This is a genomic window from Lawsonibacter asaccharolyticus (genome assembly GCF_022453915.1).
Taxonomy (GTDB): domain Bacteria; phylum Bacillota; class Clostridia; order Oscillospirales; family Oscillospiraceae; genus Lawsonibacter; species Lawsonibacter asaccharolyticus.
The window spans coordinates 2,056,089-2,074,441 of record NZ_CP091870.1 but is presented as its reverse complement, the minus strand read 5'-3'; the positions used below and the strand labels follow the sequence as shown (position 1 = coordinate 2,074,441).

Genomic DNA, 18,353 nt, shown 5'->3' with positions numbered 1-18,353 from the left:
CCGAAAAGTTCTTTCAGATTTTGAAAAAAGAATACCCAAGCGCAAAGATTTATGGTATGATGACAAAAGGGTGATTTTCCAGCCGGCAGAGCCGGCCGAGAGGAGGGAACGGCACATGAGAAGACATATCGGGCTGGCGTTGCTGACGGCGGCGCTGTCTGTCCTGCTGACCGGCTGCCTGTTCCGCTCCACAGAGGATCTGTACGCCCTTCCGGAGCGCTTTCCAGGCTATGAGGACCTGACCGGCAAGCGCAGTGAGATCCAGGCCGGCCTGGAGATGGAGTATGGGACCACGGTGGAGACTGCGGTCATCTACTCCGGCGACAACACCTCTGTGATCCAGTTTCAGGATATGGACGGCGACGGCTCCCAGGAGACTGCGGTCATCTCCTTCCGCATCCCGGGGGCGGAGCGCTCCCTGCGGGTCTATTTCCTCACCACCCAGGGAGACACCGAGCGCTATGAGATCAGCGCGGTGGTGGAGGGGGACGGCACCGGAATCAACGCCATCGATTATGTGGAGCTCAGCGGCAGCGGCAAAAAGGAAGTGGTGGTCAGCTGGCGCACCATCGAGGGCGTCAACCAGCTGGGCGTCTACTCCCTGGACGAGCTGGAGAGCAATGAGACCGTTCCGGTGGCCTCCCAGCTCCTGATGACCGGATACAGCGGATACAGCCTGCTGGACATCGACCGGGATACCCGGACGGAGCTGGCGGTGATCCGCCTGGACCCGGCGGGCGTGGACAGCACGGTGGAGGTCTACGGCTGGCAGAATGGGATGCTGGATCGGCTGGGGACCGCCCGGCTCTCCGCCGGCATCACGGCCCTGGCCTCCAACGGCGTGCGGATCAACTACCTCACCGGGGTGATCCCCGCCCTCTATATCACCAGCACCCTGACGGACGGAGGACAGGCCACTGACATCGTGGCCATGCGGGACGGCTCGCTGGTCAACCTGACCATGAACCAGGAGACAGGCGTGAGCGTGGAGACCATCCGGGGCTATGGTGATATCCGCCCTATGGATGTGAACAGCGACACCATCCTGGAGATGCCCCGCCCCCACCTGCTGCCCACCTACGGGGAGAACTTGTCCAGCGACTTCTGGCTCATCGACTGGAGCCAGTACGACGTGGGGGGGAGGGCGGCCCCAGTCTTTACCACTTATCACAATATGTCCGATCAGTGGTATCTGATCATCCCAGAGGAGTGGGTGGACCAGATTACCATCTCCCGAAGCGACAGCAGCGGCATACGTGCGGTCATCTTCTCCCTCTGGAACGGGCAGAAGAAGGCTCCCACCCCGTTTTTGGCCATCTACAAGCTGACCGGCATCAACAGCAGCAGTCAGGCCGCCAAGGAGGGGCGCTTTATTCTGGCGGAGGACGGCGACGCCATCTACGCGGCAGAATTTTTTGAGAGCGGCTGGAACTGCGGATTGGATGAGGCCGGCGTGCGGGACAGCTTCCGCCTGATCCTGAGCAACTGGGCCGGAGACTGACCGGAGCGATCCACAGGAGGAACGGAAATGAAAAAGATCCTGGTGTTGGAGGACGAAGAGAATATCCGCAGCTTTGTGGTCATCAACCTGAAGCGGGCGGGCTACGAGACTGTGGAGGCGGGCACCGGAGAGGAGGCCCTGGCCCAGCTGAAGCAGAACCCTGGCATCAGGGTGGCCCTGCTGGACATCATGCTGCCCGATATCGACGGCTTTGAGGTGTGCCGGCGCATCCGGGCCATGGACAATAAGATCGGGATCATCATGCTGACGGCCCGGACCCAGGAGATGGACAAGGTGACCGGCCTGATGACCGGGGCGGACGACTATGTGACTAAGCCTTTCTCCCCGGCGGAGCTCACCGCCCGGGTGGATGCCCTGTTCCGCCGCACTGGAGGGGATGAGGAGCTGGAGGCAGATGACGAGGTGGTCCAGCCCCCCTTCCGGCTGAATACCCGCAACCGGACCCTGGAGAAAAACGGACAGCGGGTGAAGCTGACTCAGGTGGAGTACGGCATCGTGAAGCTGTTCATGGAGAACCCGGGCAAGGCACTGTCCCGGGAAGAGATCCTGGACGCGGTGTGGGGGCGGGACTACTTTGGAGAGCTGAAGATCGTGGATGTGAACATCCGCCGCCTCCGCATCAAGATAGAGGACGACGCCACGAACCCGGTTTATATCACCACCGTGTGGGGATATGGGTACAAGTGGGGCGGATAAGCAGGCTCCCAGGGGCGTCGTCCGGGGCCCCGCAGAGCGGGGCGCGCGGCAGCGCGTCAATGCTTCGCAGTGCGAAGCATTGGCGGAGGGGCAATTCATTTGCCCCGAGCATCGGAAAAAAGAGGGGGCCCCAAAGAGTGAGCTCTTTGGGGAGGGACGCCACGAACCCGGTTTATATCACCACCGTGTGGGGATATGGGTACAAGTGGGGCGGATAAGCAGGCTCCCAGGGGCGTCGTCCGGGGCCCCGCAGAGCGGGGCGCGCGGCAGCGCGTCAATGCTTCGCAGTGCGAAGCATTGGCGGAGGGGCAATTCATTTGCCCCGAGCATCGGAAAAAAGAGGGGTCCCCAAAGAGCGAGCCCTTTGGGGAGGGACGCCACGAACCCGGTTTATATCACCACCGTGTGGGGATATGGGTACAAGTGGAGCGGATAAAGCGAAGAAAACAGCGGGGATAGGCCCCTGAACGGAGAGGAGGGATACGGTGGCGAAGAAGACAGTGATCCAGGACCGGGTGAAGATCCGGGGCATCCGGAAGCGCTGGCTGGTGAACAGCATGGGCGTGGTGACCCTGATCCTGCTGCTGGCCATGGGAACGCTCACCTTGTCCCTGTGGGCGTACTATGAGGGGTCCATGCGGGACAACCTCTCCTCCCGGGCCTCTGACACGGCCCGGAGCTTCAGCGTCTACACCCGGCGGGAGTACCGGACGGCAGCCCAGGACTATGTAGCAAAATTTCCCGATAAGCAGAAGCTGGAGGTGCAGTTCATCGAGACAGACGGTTCGCTGCTGTGTACCAGCTACGGCCTGACCACCTCGGGCACGATGCCGGGGACGCCGGACATCACCGGCGCCATGGAGAGCGGCGATGTGAAGCCCTGGACGGGACAGGACCCCCAGACAGGGGAGCGGATCATGGCCGTGTCCGCCCCTATCATCTACCAGGGGACCACAGTGGGTGTGATCCGGTTCGTCACCTCTATGGCGGCGGTGGACCGGCAGTTGTTCCTGTCCATCGGTGTATGCACCCTGATTGGGATCGCCATTTTGACTATGGTGTATTTCTCTAACCTGTATTTCGTGCGTTCCATCGTGGAGCCGCTGGCCAGCATCAACGAGACGGCCCGCCTCATTGCGGACGGCAGCTACGGCATCCAGATCGAGAAGAAGTTCGATGACGAGATCGGAGAGCTCACAGACACCATCAATGACATGTCTCTGAAGATCAAGCAGTCGGAAAAGACCCAATCGGAGTTTATTTCTTCCGTCTCCCACGAGCTGCGCACCCCTCTCACCGCCATCACCGGCTGGGCGGAGACGATTCAGAGCGGTGAGCTGAAGGACCCGGGCGACGTGCGCAAAGGGATGGACATCATCGTGTCGGAGGCCCACCGGCTGACCAACATGGTGGAGGAGTTGCTGGAGTTCTCCCGCATTGAGGACGGCCGCTTCACCCTGTCGGTGGAGCCGCTGGACCTGAAAGCGGAACTGGAGGACGCGGTGTACACCTACAGGGAGTTCTTCCGCAAGGAGGGCATCGCTCTGGAGTACACCGAGTGCCCGGAGGAGATGATCCCCATCTCCGGAGACCCAGGGCGGCTGCGTCAGGTGTTCTGCAATCTGCTGGACAATGCGGCCAAGCACGGCGGCAGCGGAAAGCGTATCGACGTGTCCATCGCCCAGGAGGGGGGAGAGGGCGTCATCCGCATCCGGGACTACGGCCCCGGCATCCCGCCGGAGGAGCTCCCCCATGTAAAGTACAAATTCTATAAGGGCAGCTCAAAAGCCCGGGGTTCCGGCATTGGCCTGGCGGTGTGTGAGGAGATCATCACCCGGCACGAGGGCACCCTGGACATCGGAAACGCGGAGGGCGGCGGCTGCCTGGTGACCATCCGGCTGCCAATTGAAACATAAGTTCTATTCCCCCTTGCTATTCCGGCCCTGATTTGGTAGAATAGCGCTGAGCCTGTCCTTCAATGAAAAGGAGAACCAAGATCCATGCAAGAAAAGCAAGAAGAAACACAGCAGAACTGTGCCCGGGGCAGCTGCTCCAAGGGCTTCAAGACCATGTGCGGCGGCCAGGCCCTCATCGAGGGCATCATGATGCGGGGTCCGAAAAAGGAGTCCGTAGTGGTCCGCCGCCCTGACGGCGGACTGGAGATCCAGGAGAGGGAGCTCAGATTCATCCGGGACCGCTATCCGGTGCTGGGCTGGCCCCTGATCCGGGGAGTAGTCAACTTCGGCGGCTCTATGTACAGCGGCGTCAAGGCGCTGATGTACTCCGCGGAATTTTTCCCCGAGGACGGGGAGGCGGAAGAGGAGGAGCCCTCCAAGTTCGAGGTATGGCTGGAGAGCAGGCTGGGCAGCGAGAAGGCGGCCTCCTTTTTCCTGACTCTGGCGGTCATCTTGGGCGTGGGCATGTCCATCGGCTTGTTTTTCCTCCTGCCCACCCTGCTGGGCACCGCCGTGACCCTGTTCACAGACTCCATGCTGGTGCGCAACGTGGCGGAGAGCCTGCTGAAGATCGTGATTTTTGTGGGCTATCTGGTACTCTGCTCCCGGATGAAAGACATCCACCGGGTGTTCCAGTACCACGGGGCGGAACACAAGACTATCTTCTGCTATGAGGCGGGCCTGCCCCTGACGGTGGAGAACGTGCGCAGGCAGCCCAGGCACCATCCCAGATGCGGCACCAGCTTCCTGTTCATGGTGATCGCCATCTCCATCCTGGTGTCCACCGTGGTGTTCGCCATCTGGCCGGTGCACAACCCGATCCTGCGCTTCCTGGCCCATCTGGCCATGCTGCCCCTGATCGTGGGCATCAGCTACGAGTTCAACCGCTGGGCCGGACGGCACGACGGCCCCATCACCCGCATCCTGGTGGCCCCGGGCCTGTGGCTGCAGAACTTCACTACCTTTGAGCCGGACGACTCCATGATGGAAGTGGGCATCAAAGCGCTGGAGCTGGTCCTGCCGGAGAAGCAGGGCGAGGACGCCTGGTAAAGCACCGGAGGCGCTTGGTTGAATTAGGAATTTTAGCCGTTGTGGGGAGCCTTCCAGTTGGAGAGGGGGTTCCTGCTGCGGGAGCCTTGGAGAGCGTGGCGGGGAATCAGGACCGGACCGTGTGCGGCGGAGCTGGACAAAATAATTCCTCATTCCTAATTGAAAAAATGGGGGGGAGCTGAATGGCGACGACCTATAACAACCTATACCTGGACACCCGGGCGCGGCTGAGAAAGGCAGGCATCGACGCCGCCCAGCTGGAGGCCCGGGAACTGCTGTGCTATGCCTCTGACAAGAGCCGGGAACAGCTGTACCGGGACATGTCCCTCTATGTTTCGGCGGAGCTGGAGCGGCGGGTGGAGGAGCTGGTCCAGCGCCGCCTGGCGGGGGAGCCGGTAGCCTATATCGTGGGGGAGTGGGAGTTCTATGGCCTCCCTCTGGATATCTCCAGCGACGTGCTCATCCCAAGAAGTGACACAGAGGTGCTGGCCGAACGGGCCATCCTCCGTGCCAGAGCGGCAGGCGAGGGAGCCCGGGTGCTGGACCTGTGCGCCGGCAGCGGCTGCGTGGGGCTGGCGGTGGCCGCCAATGTGCCCGCCTGCCGGGTGGTGCTGGGGGAGCTGTCGGAAGGAGCCTTGCGGGTGTGCAAGCAGAACGTCCGCCGCAACAGCCTGAACGCCCGGGTCACCTGTGTCAGCGTCAATGCCCTGGAGCCCCCGGCCTCTGCCCTGTGGGACTTTGACATCATCGCCTGCAACCCACCCTATATCCCCACTGGAGACATCCCGGGCCTGGATGTCTCCGTGCGGGACTATGAGCCCCATATGGCCCTGGACGGCGGGGCGGACGGCCTGGATTTTTACCGGGCCGTGACCCAGAAGTGGAAAAGCGCCCTGCGGCTGGGGGGCAGCCTGATCTTTGAGGTGGGCATCGGACAGGCCCCCAGCGTGGAGGACATCCTGGCCCGAAACGGCTTTGAAGGCATACAGACCACCGCAGACACCCAGGGGATCTGGCGGGTGGTAGAGGGGACCGTGAACCGTTAATGGCATATGGAAAGACGAAGAAATGGATGATAGGCGGGGCGGCGCTGGCGGGGACCGCGGTCCTGACGGCCGCCCTGTGGCAGGGACTGACTCTGCGCCGCTACGCCTTGCATACGGACAAGCTTTCCGCCCCAGTGCGCCTGTTGCTGCTCACCGACCTGCACAGCACATTTTATGGACGGGCGCAGCGGGGGCTGCTCTCCGCCATCCAGGCCCAGACGCCCGACGCCGTCCTCCTGGCGGGGGACATGGCAGACGACTCCCGGGGCGACGCCGGGGTGGATGCCCTGATGTCCGCCCTGGGTGGGGCATATCCCTGCTGCTATGTGTCGGGCAACCATGAGGTGCGCACCGGCTGTTTGGACGCGCTGAAGAGGCGCTTCCGGAGCTGGGGGATCACCGTGCTGGAGGGCAGCGGCACTCTGTTGGCGACGCCGGGGGGCACACTCCGGATCTGCGGGGTGGACGACCCCTCCGCCTTTGCCGGCGAGTCGGGGTGGCTGGAGCAGTTCCGGGCCTGCCAGGCGCTGACGGGGGACAGCCGGTACACAGTGCTGCTCTCCCACCGGCCGGAGCGGACGGAATGTTACCGGGACAGTGGATTCGATCTGGTGGTGTCGGGCCATGCCCATGGCGGGCAGGTCCGCCTGCCGGGGATGATCAACGGCCTGTTCGCCCCGCACCAGGGGGCCTTCCCGGACTACGCCGGCGGGCTCTACGCCCTGGGGAGCACCACCCTGGTGGTGAGCCGGGGGCTCTGCCGGAACCTGCTGCCCCGGGTGTTCAATCCCCCTGAGCTGGTGGCGCTGGATCTGCTGCCCGCAGAGGACAAGGCGCTGTGAACCTTAAGAGAAAAGTGGGCCCGGAGACGGCTGCGCCGCCCCCGGGGATGGAAAGGATCGATCAGAATGGCTGAAAAGAAAAAGAGCGTGGAGTCTGCCTCCCCCGCCTCTGATAAGAAGAAGGCTCTGGAGACCGCCATGGCCCAGATCGAGCGGGCCTATGGCAAGGGCTCCATCATGCGCCTGGGAGAGAACGCAGGGGTGGTGGTGGACGCCATCCCCACCGGCTCCCTGTCCCTGGACATCGCCCTGGGGATCGGCGGCGTGCCCAAGGGGCGCATCATTGAGATCTACGGGCCGGAGTCCTCCGGTAAGACCACCCTGGCCCTGCACATCGTGGCGGAGGCCCAGAAGCGCGGGGGCGAGGTGGCCTTCATCGACGCGGAGCACGCCCTGGACCCCTCCTATGCCCGCGCCCTGGGGGTGGACATCGACTCCATGCTCATCTCCCAGCCAGACACCGGCGAGCAGGGTCTGGAGATCTGTGAGGCCCTGGTCCGGTCCGGTGCCATCGACGTGGTGGTGGTGGACTCGGTAGCCGCCCTGGTGCCCCGGGCGGAGATCGAGGGGGACATGGGGGACAGCCATGTAGGCCTGCTGGCCCGGCTGATGAGCCAGGCCCTGCGGAAGCTGGCCGGCTCCATCGCCAAGACCAACTGCATCGTCATCTTCATCAACCAGCTGCGGGAAAAGGTAGGGGTCATGTACGGCAATCCGGAGGTGACCACCGGCGGCCGGGCGCTGAAGTTCTACGCCTCGGTGCGCATCGACGTGCGCCGGGTGGAGGCACTGAAGAACGGCGGCGAGGTCATCGGCAACCGCACCCGGGCCAAGATCGTGAAGAACAAGGTGTCCCCCCCCTTCCGGGAGGCGGAGTTCGACATCATGTACGGCGAGGGCATCTCCAAGTGGGGCGAGCTGGTGGATCTGGCCGTCAAGCTGGATATTCTTCAGAAGTCCGGCTCATGGTTCTCCATGGGGGAGACCCGCCTGGGCCAGGGCCGGGATGCTGTGAAGGAGTACCTGAAAAATAACCCGGAGCTGGCCGACCGCATCGAGGCCGAGGTGCGGGCCAACTCCTTCAAGCTGATGAGCAAACAGTCCCAGATCGCCGCCAGGGCCGCAGGCCGGGCGGTGGACGTGTCCGCCGACGACTTTGAGGACGGGGCGGACGGGCAGTAAGCCGTGGTCATCCAGGATCTGAAGCCCTCCCGGCGTGTGGAGGGCCGCTGGCTGGCGGTGCTGGAGGACGGCTCCATCCTCCGGCTGGGGGAGGGCGAGGTGGTGGACTTCGCCCTCTATGCCGGCAAGGAGCTGTCGGAGGGGGAGGCCGAGGCCCTTACCCAGGCGGCACGCCGGAGCGGACTGCGCCAGAAAGCCCTCAACCTGCTGACATCCAAACCCATGTCCCGCCGGGAGCTGGAGCAGAAGCTCCGAAGCTGGGAGGCGGGGGAGGAGGAGGCAGCCGCCATCGCTGACCGGATGGAGGAGCTGGGCTTCCTCAACGACGCCGCCTATGCCGCCCAGGTGGTCCGCTATTACTCCGCGAAGGGATACGGGGAGCGGAAGCTGCGGGACGAACTGTACCGCCGGGGGATTCCCCGGGAGCTGTGGGACGAGGCCCTGGAGGGGGCCGCGGACCCCTCCGCCGCCATTGAGGAGTTTCTGCGGAAAAAGTGGAGGGGCACGCTCCCCGATGATCCACGGGAGCTGAAAAAGGCCTCTGACGCCCTGGCCCGCCGGGGCTACTCCTGGTCCGACATCGTCGAGGGCCTGCGCCGCTACGGGGCTGAGGCAGAATCAGATGAATAGGCAGAGCGGCCGTCATCACTTGCACGCCCAGCCGCAGCCCTGCCAGAAAAGCGGTTTGTTCCTGCCATGCAAAGGCCAGAAAATGGGCCTGCTCAAAGGTAAATGTCAAGGAGAATATTATGTGTGGCACAAAAATATTTGGGGAACGGATCTTTCAGATGTGGCGAAAGGATGGCCTGAGTCAAAAACAGCTGGGAGATGTAGTCGGGCTGTCTCACCAAGGCAATCAGCACCAAAGTATCGTCTGATTACCTATTGGGAATTACAGACGATCCCTCCTGGCGGGGGAAATAAGGCATCCAATGGGCGGGCCGAATAATGTCACTCGAAGGGGCCAAAGAGACAATGAGACATCTTACCGCCCAAAAGGTGGCAGAATTTCTGATATAAAATTAAGAAATATTGGAGCGATACATCATGCCATACAAAGTAGCCTTTGTATCCTTGGGCTGCGCCAAAAATCTGGTGAACACCGAGCAGATGATGGCCCTGTGCCGGAGAGCGGGGTACGACGTCACGGGTGAAACGGAGGGGGCCGACGTGGCAGTGCTGAACACCTGCGGCTTCATCGAGTCGGCCAAGAGCGAGGCCATCAACAGCATCCTGGAGCTGGCGGAGCTGAAAAAGGCAGGTAAGCTGAAGAAGCTGCTGGTGGCGGGTTGCCTGACCCAGCGCTACCGTGAGGAGATCCGCACGGAGCTGCCCGAGGTGGACGGGATGCTGGGCACCGGCAACTATACCGATGTGGCCTCCGCCGTGGCGGAGCTGATGGAGGGGGAGCGGCCGGAGCACTTTGGCGATATCCACCGCACCTATGAGGACGGGGAGCGGATGGTCACCACCCCGCCCTACACCGCCTTTTTGAAAATCGCGGAGGGGTGCAGCAACGGCTGCGCTTTCTGCATCATCCCCAAGCTCCGGGGGCGCTACCGCAGCCGCTCTATGGAGGCCCTGGTGGAGGAGGCACGGGGATTGGCCGCCTCCGGCGTGAAGGAGCTCATCGTCATTGCTCAGGACATCACCCGGTATGGGCTGGACCGGAAGGACGGCTCCACCCTGGCCAAGCTGCTGGACAGGCTGTGTGAGCTGGACTTCCACTGGATCAGGCTTCACTACCTCTACCCCGAGGCGGTGACGGACGAGCTGATCGAGACCATCGCCCGCCAGCCCAAGATCCTCCACTATCTGGATATCCCCATCCAGCACTGCAACGACGCCATCCTGAAGGCTATGCGCCGCCGGAACACCAGGGCGGAGATCGAGGCGCTGTTCGCCAAGCTGCGGAAGGCCATGCCTGACGTGGTGCTGCGCACCTCCCTGATCTGCGGACTGCCCGGCGAGGGGGAGGCGGAGTTTGAGGAGCTGTGCCACTTCCTGCGGGAGCAGCGCATCCAGCGGGCCGGCGTCTTCCAGTTCTCCCCTGAGGAGGGGACCCTGGCCGCCGCCATGGAGGGCCAAGTGGACCCGGACACCGCCGCCCGGCGGGTGGAACTGGTGGTGGATCTCCAATCCCGGGTCATGGACGAGTACAATGAGGAGCGGCTGGGCACCGTGATGGAGGTACTGTGCGAGGGCTTCGACAGCGCGGAGGGGTGCTACACGGGCCGGACCTACGCCGACTCCCCGGACATTGACGGGAGGGTGCTCTTCACCGCCGCCGGAGTGATCCCGGCGGGCACCTTCGTCAACGTGCGCATCACCGGCATGTCCGACGGGGACTTGACGGGTGAGATCGAGGAATGATGCGATTTTACACGGCGTGAGGTGTGTTTTACCGAAAAAGACATGGGAGGGTAGACGATGCCTTTGGTTTGTGATAAACTGTCTATCCGGCTGAAGGAGCAGGGATTACGGAAGTATGATCTGCGAAAGGACAAGATCATTGGCATGTCTGCACTGGGAAAATTGCGTAAAAATGAGGGACATATAGACACCCGGACGATTGAGGCGCTGTGTGAATATCTCCACTGCCAGCCGGGCGACATCATAGAGTATTTTCCCGAAGGGGAAACGGATAAAGGAGATAGTAACGGATGAATACCGCCAACAAGCTGACCCTGCTGCGGGTGGTCATGATCCCCGCGTTTCTGCTGGTGCTCTATCTGGACGTGCCCGGCGCCAGCTACTGGGCCCTGGCCATCTTCGTGGCAGCCAGCCTTACCGACACCCTGGACGGCTATATCGCCCGGCATTACAACCAGGTGACGGACTTCGGTAAGTTCATGGACCCCCTGGCGGACAAGTGCCTGGTGGTGGCTGCCATGCTGTGGTTCGTGGAGATCGGCCAGATGCCGGCCTGGGCGGTGCTCATTGTAGTCATCCGGGAGTTTGCCGTCAGCGGCCTGCGGATGGTGGCCGCCGACAAGGGGCGGGTCATCGCCGCCGGCTGGTCGGGGAAGGTGAAGACTGCCTCTACCATGGTGTGCATCGTGCTCATGCTCATCCCTCCCGTGGCTCGGGAGATCAGCTCCCTGTGCGTGGCGGTCATCGTGCTGACCACCATCTACTCCGGGGTGGAGTATTTCATCAAGAATCTGGATGTGCTGTCCGGAACAAAATGAGTGCATTTTCCATAATAGCCTGTATTCAAATCAGAGAGCCCCGTCTGTCTCAAACAGACGGGGCTTTTTTACCAGACCCCCTCAAAGAAAGGGAATTTGAGAATGAGGCGCTGCGATCACAGAGCATCCGGGCACGGGGCAACACGCCCCCGCACAGGAGTGGGAGGAAGCGGAAAACGGCCCCGCAGGCCGGAAACGCTGGGCACAACAGCTAAAATGACACGGGGAGTTCCCCCCTCTGACTTGTATTTCCAGGGAATACGGCGTAAACTAGGGCCAGAAATAGGGTGGGGAGGGCATAAAATGCTGCGTGAGTGGAGATTTGAACGGACAACAGAGCCAGAAGAGGTGCACAAGGCAGAGCTGAAACAGAGAAGAGCAGATTTGGCGGGCCTCCAGCAGCGGCTGAAGCAGGCAGGGCTGCCGGTGATCGTATTGGTGGAGGGGTGGGGAGCGGCCGGAAAGGGGAGCGTGATCCGCTCCCTGATCCGGGAGCTGGACCCCCGGTTTTTCAAGGTGATCAGTGTCTCCATGCCCACAGAGGAGGAACGCCGCTGGCCCTTCCTGAAGCGCTACGTTCAGAGCATCCCGGAGGCGGGAAAGGTCCTCTTCCTGGACTCGGGATGGATGGATGAGACGGTGCGGGAACGGCTGCAGGGCGGCCTGTCCGAGCGGGAGTATGCCCGGAGGCTGGAGAGCGTGAGGATGATGGAGCGGCAGCTGGCGGCAGGCGGCTATCTGCTGGTGAAGCTGTTCCTCCACATCGACAGGGAGCGCCAGCGGAAACGGCTGAAGAAGTTAGCCAGCCACAAGGACACGGCCTGGAGGGCAGGGGAAAACGACTGGCGGCAGAACAAGAACTATGGGCGGACGCTGGATGCTTTCCAGGATTTTATGTCTGCCACTGACGCACCCTGGGCCCGCTGGAAGGTGATCGACGGCTCCCATGCCGTCCGGGCGCAGCTGGAAGCGGCGGACTGGCTGTACCACCAGATCTGCACCGCCCTGGACTGCCGGCCCGCAGCGGAGCAGCCGAAGAGGGAGTGGCCCCTGCTGCCCATGGAACCCCTGTCCCAGGTGAGATTGGATCAGGCCCTGGGGGAGAAGGAGTACCGGAAGCAGCTGAAGAAGTGCCGGAAGGAGCTGGCGGAGCTTCACAATGAGCTCTACCGGAAAAAGGTGCCGGTGGTCATCGTCTACGAGGGGTGGGACGCCGCAGGGAAGGGAGGCAACATCAAGCGCCTGGCCTCCGCCCTGGACCCCCGGGGCTATGAGGTCATCCCCATCGCCGCCCCCACCCACGACGAGCTGGCCAGGCATTACCTGTGGCGGTTCTGGGAGCGCCTGCCAAAGACGGGCCACATCGCCATCTTTGACCGCAGCTGGTACGGGCGGGTGATGGTGGAGCGGCTGGAGGGCTTCTGTTCGGAGGCAGAGTGGCAGCGGGCCTATGACGAGATCAACGAGTTTGAGCGGGAGCTCACCGATGCCGGGACGGTGGTGGTGAAATTCTGGGTGCAGATCGACAAGGACACCCAGCTGGCCCGGTTCCGGGAGCGGCAGAACACCCCGGAGAAGCAGTGGAAGATCACGGAGGAGGACTGGCGGAACCGGGAGAAGTGGGACGCCTATGAGGAAGCGGTGGACGAGATGCTGGCCAGGACCAGCACGGAGCGGGCGCCGTGGCATATCCTGGAGTCGGTGGACAAGCGGTATGCCCGGATCAAGGCCATGAGGCTGGTCATCGGTGCCATCCGGCAGACGCTGGACCGGTGAGCAAGGAAAGGCCCCGGCGGGGAGGAAGCCCTGCCGGGGCCTTTCCCGTCTCAGAAGGAGATGCGGAGGGAAAAGAGACGGGAAAATGGAAAAACCGCCCCTCTTTTTCCGAAGGGCGGTTTGCGGATATTGATATTTACAGCAGGCCGCGCACTGGTGGGAGAGTCAGCCGTGAGAGTGGTCGGGGTCCCGGAGCAGGACCTGGTCGCCGGCCTGGTACTCCTTGGCGTAGCGGCCGGGGGAGGTGCCGGTGAGATGACCAAAGGTGCGGATGAAATGGGAGTTGTCGGAGAAACCGGACAGCTCCCCCGCCTGCTGGACGCTGACCCCCTCCTGGAGCAGCTGCCGGGCCCGGAGGATGCGGCTGTAAATGATATACTCCATGACGGAAAAGCCGGTGGCCGACTTGAAGATGCGGCACAGATAGTGCTTGCTGATGAAGAACCTGCCTGCGATCTGATCCAGGGTCAGGGGCTCAGCCAGGTTGTCCCGGATATAGTCCAGGATGGGCGCCACCCGCAGAAAGTCCTTGTTGCGGATGGCCTCGCCGGCGGTGGAGGCGTTGAGGACAGGGGCGACGCGGATCAGCAGGTTGAGCAGGGCAATGGTCTGGTGGATGTCGCTGCCGAAGGAGCCGTCGTTTTTGTTGCGCTCCAGGGCCTGAAACAGCTCGATGATCTCGGTCATCTCGTCGGTGGACAGGGCGGCACGGCGGAAGCTGTCGTGGGTCAGCTGGGTCAGGTCGGTCTGGGGGGTGGACAGCTCGGCAAGGGCCTTCCGGCCGATATGGAGGATATACCGGGCGTGGAAGCCGGTAGCGATGGTGCGGTGGAGGGTGTTCTCCCCGATGAGGTACAAGGTGCCCCGCTGGAGGGGATAGACCTGGTCGTTGACGAAGATGTTTCCCGGGCTGGTCAGGGGGAGCAGGAGCTCGTAGTGGTCGTGGAAATGGAGGCGGCTCATGTTCCAGGTCACATTGTGATTCAGCTGTAAATGAAATTCAACATTGGTCATGAAACTACCTCAAATACCCTTAAAAAAGTGAAGTTTCTGGTAAAATTGCAGAGGGTTTGGCTTGCCCAACTTCCTTTGTTGTGGTATTATAACATACGTAGTGAAGATATGCAAACTTTTTGCCAAATTAGCAAAGGAAATCCATCGGAGCCTGTGATAAACTGGCCTACGATGAAAATGAGGCAGATTGCAATTTTCACAACAGGAAGAAGAGCAAAGAAAGCAAGCGAGACCGTACATTCCAAATCTTTTGTAATGGGGGTATTACCATGAACAAAGTGTACACCTTGCACGATGCGATCGCGAAATACGTCGAGACTGGAGACTGCATCTCCTTCGGCGGCTTCACGACCAACCGCAAGCCCTATGCTGCCGTGGCAGAGATCCTGCGCCAGGGGCAGGGCGACTTCACCGTCTGGGCTGGTCCTGCCGGCGGCGACTGGGACATGATGATCGGAGAGGGCCGCGTCAAGGCCTACATCAACTGCTACACCGCCAACTCCGGCTATACCAATGTCTCCCGCCGCTTCCGCGCCGCCATTGAGAAGGGCGAGCTGGCCTATGAGGACTACTCTCAGGACGTGGTCATGCTGGCCCTCCATGCTGCCTCCCTGGGCCTTCCCTTCCTGCCTGTCCGTCTGATGCAGGGCTCCGGCCTGACCAAGTACTGGGGCATCAGCGAGGAGCAGCGCAAGACCCTGGACAAGGTGGACGACCTGAAGTATGTGGAGATGGACAACCCCTTCAACCCCGGCGAGAAGATCGTGGCCGTCCCCGTGCCCAAGCTGGACACCGCCATCATCCACGTGCAGAAGGCCAGCCCCGACGGCACCTGCATCATCGAGGGCGACGAGTTCCATGACGTGGACATCGCTGTGGCCGCCCGCAAGGTCATCGTCACCTGTGACGAGCTGGTGAGCGACGAGTACATCCGCCGCGATCCCACCCTGACCCGCATCTTCGGCGAGTGCGTGGACGCTGTGGTCCACTGCCCCTATGGTGCCTGGCCCTCCCAGTGCTACAACTACTACGACAACGACTCCCACGCTCTGAAGGAGTACGACAAGGCCTCCAAGTATCAGGACGCCGAGGACGCCAAGGCCCAGCTGGCCAAGGCCGCCGCCAAGGCTGAGAAGGCCGCCGCGGCCAAGCCCGAGGACGAGAAGCTGGCCGAGGCCGCTGCCCGGGCCAAGAAGGCTGCCGATGACGCCGCCGCCGGCGTGGCCGTCCCCGAGACCTTCAAGGACTACCTGGACAAGTGGGTGTACAGTGTGAAGGACCACGACGAGCTGCTGGACAAGATCGGCGGCGCCCGTCTGATGCGCCTGAAGAACGAGCCCCATCTGGGTTATTCCACCAGACACTAAGAGTTGGGAGGTTTACGACAATGGCTGATTATACGAAGTACACCAAGCAGGAAATGCAGGCCTATGCCATCGCGAAGAACATCAAGGAGAATCAGATCGTCATCGTGGGCACCGGCCTTCCTCTGATCGGCGCCTCTCTGGCCAAGCGGGTGGTCTGCCCCTCCTGCCACCCCATCGTGGAGAGCGGCCTGATGGACTGCTCCCCCGTGGAGGTCCCCCGTTCTGTGGGCGATAACCGCTTCATGGCTCACTGCGCCGTTCAGTGGCCCAACATCCGCTTCATCGGCTTTGAGGCCAACGAGTGGCTGCACGACGCTGACCGGCTCATCGCCTTCATCGGCGGCGCCCAGATCGATCCTTACGGCAACGTGAACTCCACCTGCATCTATGGCAAGGGCGACTATGTCAAGCCCCAGACCCGGTTCACCGGCTCCGGCGGCGCCAACGGCATCGCCACCTTCTGCAATACCATCATCATGATGCAGCACCAGAAGCGCCGCTTCATGGAGAAGATCGACTACATCACCTCCTGCGGCTGGATGGACGGCCCCGGCGGCCGTGAGCGCGCCGGCCTGCCCGGCAACCGCGGTCCCCAGATGGTGGTCACCGACCTGGGCATCATGAAGTTCGACGAGGAGACCAAGCGGATGTATCTGGCTTACTACTATCCCTTCTCCTCCCCTGAGATGGTCCAGGAGAACACCGGCTTCGAGGTGGACGTGTCCCGCGCCCAGCTCTTCGAGGGCCCCTCTCCTGAGATCATCCGGGTCATCCGCGAGGAGATCGACCCCGGCCAGGCCTTTATCAAGGTCCCCAAGGAATAAGAGATCCCGCTCCGGAACACCATACTACCAACATAGGAGGAATTGACATTGGGTAACTATTCTATGCCCCGATACTTCCAGAACATGCCCGTGGTGGGCAAGCCCGTCCGCGCCAACGCGGAAAACGTGGCTGAGCTGAAGGCCATCGAGGAGGAGATCCACGCCCAGATCGTGAAGGGCCTGGAGAACGGCAAGGCCGACGCGGACATGAATGCCAAGGGCCAGCTCACCGCCATGCAGCGGGTGTCCCTGCTGGTGGACCCCGGCACCTGGTGCCCCCTGAACAGCCTGTACAACCCCGAGAAGAACAAGACCGGCACCACCTCCATCGTCAAAGGCCTGGGCCGTGTCAACGGCAAGTGGTGCGTCATCATCGCCTCCGACAACAAGAAGCACGCCGGCACCTGGGTGCCCGGCCAGGCTGACAACCTGCTGCGGGGCAGCGACACCGCCAAGCGGCTGCGCATCCCCCTGATCTATCTGCTGGAGTGCGCCGGCGTGGAGCTGGACCAGCAGGAGAAGGTGTACCCCAACCGCCGGGGCGGCGGCACCCCCTTCTATCGCAACTCCGAGCTCAACCAGATGGGCATCCCCGTCATCGTGGGCATCCACGGCACCAACCCCGCCGGCGGCGGCTACCACTCCATCAGCCCCACCGTCCTGGTGGCCCATGAGAAGGCCAACATGGCCGTGGGTGGCGCCGGCATCGTGGGCGGCATGAACCCCAAGCCCCACGTGGACATGGAGGCCGCTCTGGCCCAGATCGAGGCCACCAAGGGCCTGCGGGCCGATCCTCCCGGATCTGTCTCCATCCACTTCGGACAGACCGGCTTCTTCCGCGAGGTGTACAACACCCAGGAGGGCGTCATCGCCGGCATCAAGAAGTATGTGGATATGCTGCCCAGCTATGACCTGGAGTTCTTCCGCGTGGATGCGCCCCAGTCTCCCGCCGTCTCCGACGAGGAGCTGTACGACCTGGTGCTCAACAACAAGAACCGTCCTTATGACATGTACTCCGTCATCGCCCGCCTGTTCGACGGCAGCCAGTTCATGGAGTACAAGAAGGGCTACGGCCCCGAGATGATCACCGGTCTGGCCAAGGTGGACGGCCTGTTGGTCGGCGTGGTAGCCAACCAGCAGGGCGTGTTCCCCAACTACCCTGAGTACAAGATGGAGAAGTACGGCCAGTCCATGGGCGCCGGCGGCAAGCTGTACCGCCAGGGACTGATCAAGATGAACGAGTTCGTCACCCTGTGCGCCCGCGACCGCATCCCCATGATCTGGATCCAGGACACCACTGGCATTGACGTAGGCGATGACGCCGAGGTCGCCGAGCTGCTGGGTCTGGGCCAGTCCCTGATCTACTCCATCCAGACCAGCAAGCTGCCCATGATGGAGATCACCCTGCGCCGCGGCACTGCCGCCGCTCACTACGTGCTGGGCGGCCCCCAGGGCAACGACAACAACGCCTTCTCCCTGGGCACCGCCGCCACTGAGATCAACGTCATGAATGGCAAGACCGCCGCCAACGCCATGTACACCGGCCGTCTGGCCAAGGATCAGAAGGCGGGCAAGGATCTCCAGCCCACCATCGACAAGATGAACGCCCTGATCGACGACTACGATGTGAAGTCCAAGCCTCTGTTCTGCGCCCAGGCCGGCCTGGTGGACGAGATCGTGGACATGCCCATGATGCGCAACTACATCGTGGCCTTCACTGATGCTGTCTATCAGAACCCCGAGTCCATCTGCCCCTTCCATCAGATGCTGCTGCCCCGTACCATCCGGGACTACGACAACCTGAAGAAGTAAGGGCCTTTCCCACACAAATGCGCCCCCTCCGCCCGGGCCACAGCCGGTCCCGGCGGAGGGGGAGAGCAGCGGCCCG

The 18,353-nt window shown here is 62.4% G+C and carries 16 protein-coding genes; 15 read left to right on the top strand and 1 reads right to left on the bottom strand.

Annotated features, from left to right (window positions below; genetic code table 11):
- Positions 1-115 precede the first annotated feature (115 nt).
- The 12 genes from L9O85_RS09945 to pap all read left to right on the top strand — a co-directional run bounded on the left by L9O85_RS09945 (position 116) and on the right by pap (position 13,260).
- A complete protein-coding gene (locus L9O85_RS09945) occupies positions 116-1,501 on the top strand; it encodes a hypothetical protein (protein ID WP_050623926.1) in 1,386 nt (461 codons plus the stop codon).
- A 27-nt stretch (positions 1,502-1,528) separates the two neighbouring features.
- Positions 1,529-2,218, top strand: coding sequence for a response regulator transcription factor (locus tag L9O85_RS09940; RefSeq protein ID WP_050623927.1), 690 nt, complete (start codon positions 1,529-1,531; stop codon positions 2,216-2,218).
- Positions 2,219-2,703: 485 nt separating this feature from the next.
- The gene (locus L9O85_RS09935; protein ID WP_050623928.1) at positions 2,704-4,134 is read left to right on the top strand and encodes a sensor histidine kinase; all 1,431 of its coding nucleotides are present in this window, start codon (positions 2,704-2,706) and stop codon (positions 4,132-4,134) included.
- 84 nt (positions 4,135-4,218) lie between these two features.
- Positions 4,219-5,223 (top strand): DUF1385 domain-containing protein, encoded by a 1,005-nt coding sequence (locus L9O85_RS09930; RefSeq protein ID WP_242850307.1) that lies wholly within the window; start codon positions 4,219-4,221, stop codon positions 5,221-5,223.
- Between the two features lie 182 nt (positions 5,224-5,405).
- On the top strand, positions 5,406-6,269 hold the full coding sequence (gene prmC / locus L9O85_RS09925; protein WP_256182731.1) for a peptide chain release factor N(5)-glutamine methyltransferase: 864 nt from the start codon (positions 5,406-5,408) through the stop codon (positions 6,267-6,269).
- Entirely contained in the window at positions 6,269-7,111 is an 843-nt protein-coding gene (locus tag L9O85_RS09920) for a metallophosphoesterase (RefSeq protein WP_301578541.1), read from the top strand. Before prmC ends, L9O85_RS09920 begins: the two co-directional genes overlap by 1 nt.
- A 66-nt stretch (positions 7,112-7,177) precedes the next feature.
- Entirely contained in the window at positions 7,178-8,293 is a 1,116-nt protein-coding gene (gene recA, locus L9O85_RS09915) for a recombinase RecA (RefSeq protein WP_050623930.1), read from the top strand.
- Between the two features lie 3 nt (positions 8,294-8,296).
- Positions 8,297-8,923 carry a regulatory protein RecX gene (locus L9O85_RS09910; RefSeq protein WP_050623931.1) on the top strand — a complete coding sequence of 209 codons (627 nt, stop codon included), beginning with the start codon at positions 8,297-8,299 and terminating at the stop codon, positions 8,921-8,923.
- Positions 8,924-9,340: 417 nt separating this feature from the next.
- Positions 9,341-10,666, top strand: coding sequence for a 30S ribosomal protein S12 methylthiotransferase RimO (gene rimO / locus L9O85_RS09905; RefSeq protein ID WP_301578540.1), 1,326 nt, complete (start codon positions 9,341-9,343; stop codon positions 10,664-10,666).
- 57 nt (positions 10,667-10,723) lie between these two features.
- The gene (locus tag L9O85_RS09900) at positions 10,724-10,960 is read left to right on the top strand and encodes a helix-turn-helix domain-containing protein (protein WP_108980901.1); all 237 of its coding nucleotides are present in this window, start codon (positions 10,724-10,726) and stop codon (positions 10,958-10,960) included.
- Positions 10,957-11,484, top strand: a complete 528-nt coding sequence (gene pgsA, locus L9O85_RS09895; RefSeq protein ID WP_050623934.1) for a CDP-diacylglycerol--glycerol-3-phosphate 3-phosphatidyltransferase — start codon at positions 10,957-10,959, stop codon at positions 11,482-11,484. The genes L9O85_RS09900 and pgsA overlap by 4 nt, the downstream gene beginning before the upstream one ends.
- Before the next feature lie 303 nt (positions 11,485-11,787).
- Positions 11,788-13,260 (top strand): polyphosphate:AMP phosphotransferase, encoded by a 1,473-nt coding sequence (gene pap, locus L9O85_RS09890; RefSeq protein ID WP_276854063.1) that lies wholly within the window; start codon positions 11,788-11,790, stop codon positions 13,258-13,260.
- A gap of 165 nt (positions 13,261-13,425) precedes the next feature.
- On the opposite strand, the gene L9O85_RS09885 is transcribed toward pap, so the two are convergent.
- Positions 13,426-14,274 (bottom strand): helix-turn-helix transcriptional regulator, encoded by an 849-nt coding sequence (locus L9O85_RS09885; RefSeq protein WP_050623936.1) that lies wholly within the window; start codon positions 14,272-14,274, stop codon positions 13,426-13,428.
- A gap of 269 nt (positions 14,275-14,543) precedes the next feature.
- Here L9O85_RS09885 and L9O85_RS09880 point away from each other — a divergent pair, with 269 nt between their 5' ends.
- From L9O85_RS09880 to L9O85_RS09870, 3 genes are all read left to right on the top strand, one after another.
- Positions 14,544-15,641, top strand: a complete 1,098-nt coding sequence (locus L9O85_RS09880; RefSeq protein WP_108980906.1) for a CoA transferase subunit A — start codon at positions 14,544-14,546, stop codon at positions 15,639-15,641.
- Positions 15,642-15,661: 20 nt separating this feature from the next.
- The gene (gctB, locus tag L9O85_RS09875) at positions 15,662-16,465 is read left to right on the top strand and encodes a glutaconate CoA-transferase subunit B (RefSeq protein ID WP_050623937.1); all 804 of its coding nucleotides are present in this window, start codon (positions 15,662-15,664) and stop codon (positions 16,463-16,465) included.
- A 63-nt stretch (positions 16,466-16,528) separates the two neighbouring features.
- Entirely contained in the window at positions 16,529-18,277 is a 1,749-nt protein-coding gene (locus tag L9O85_RS09870) for an acyl-CoA carboxylase subunit beta (protein WP_336454718.1), read from the top strand.
- The last annotated feature ends 76 nt before the right edge of the window (positions 18,278-18,353 follow it).

Excerpts from the sequence above, each read along its gene's own strand:
- pap (WP_276854063.1), top strand. The coding sequence starts at position 11,788 with ATGCTGCGTGAGTGGAGATTTGAACGGACAACAGAGCCAGAAGAGGTG.
- L9O85_RS09920 (WP_301578541.1), top strand. The coding sequence starts at position 6,269 with ATGGCATATGGAAAGACGAAGAAATGGATGATAGGCGGGGCGGCGCTG.
- L9O85_RS09940 (WP_050623927.1), top strand. The coding sequence starts at position 1,529 with ATGAAAAAGATCCTGGTGTTGGAGGACGAAGAGAATATCCGCAGCTTT.
- L9O85_RS09930 (WP_242850307.1), top strand. The coding sequence starts at position 4,219 with ATGCAAGAAAAGCAAGAAGAAACACAGCAGAACTGTGCCCGGGGCAGC.
- L9O85_RS09880 (WP_108980906.1), top strand. The coding sequence starts at position 14,544 with ATGAACAAAGTGTACACCTTGCACGATGCGATCGCGAAATACGTCGAG.
- L9O85_RS09900 (WP_108980901.1), top strand. The coding sequence starts at position 10,724 with ATGCCTTTGGTTTGTGATAAACTGTCTATCCGGCTGAAGGAGCAGGGA.
- pgsA (WP_050623934.1), top strand. The coding sequence starts at position 10,957 with ATGAATACCGCCAACAAGCTGACCCTGCTGCGGGTGGTCATGATCCCC.
- recA (WP_050623930.1), top strand. The coding sequence starts at position 7,178 with ATGGCTGAAAAGAAAAAGAGCGTGGAGTCTGCCTCCCCCGCCTCTGAT.
- prmC (WP_256182731.1), top strand. The coding sequence starts at position 5,406 with ATGGCGACGACCTATAACAACCTATACCTGGACACCCGGGCGCGGCTG.
- L9O85_RS09945 (WP_050623926.1), top strand. The coding sequence starts at position 116 with ATGAGAAGACATATCGGGCTGGCGTTGCTGACGGCGGCGCTGTCTGTC.
- L9O85_RS09885 (WP_050623936.1), bottom strand. The coding sequence starts at position 14,274 with ATGACCAATGTTGAATTTCATTTACAGCTGAATCACAATGTGACCTGG.
- gctB (WP_050623937.1), top strand. The coding sequence starts at position 15,662 with ATGGCTGATTATACGAAGTACACCAAGCAGGAAATGCAGGCCTATGCC.
- rimO (WP_301578540.1), top strand. The coding sequence starts at position 9,341 with ATGCCATACAAAGTAGCCTTTGTATCCTTGGGCTGCGCCAAAAATCTG.
- L9O85_RS09870 (WP_336454718.1), top strand. The coding sequence starts at position 16,529 with ATGCCCCGATACTTCCAGAACATGCCCGTGGTGGGCAAGCCCGTCCGC.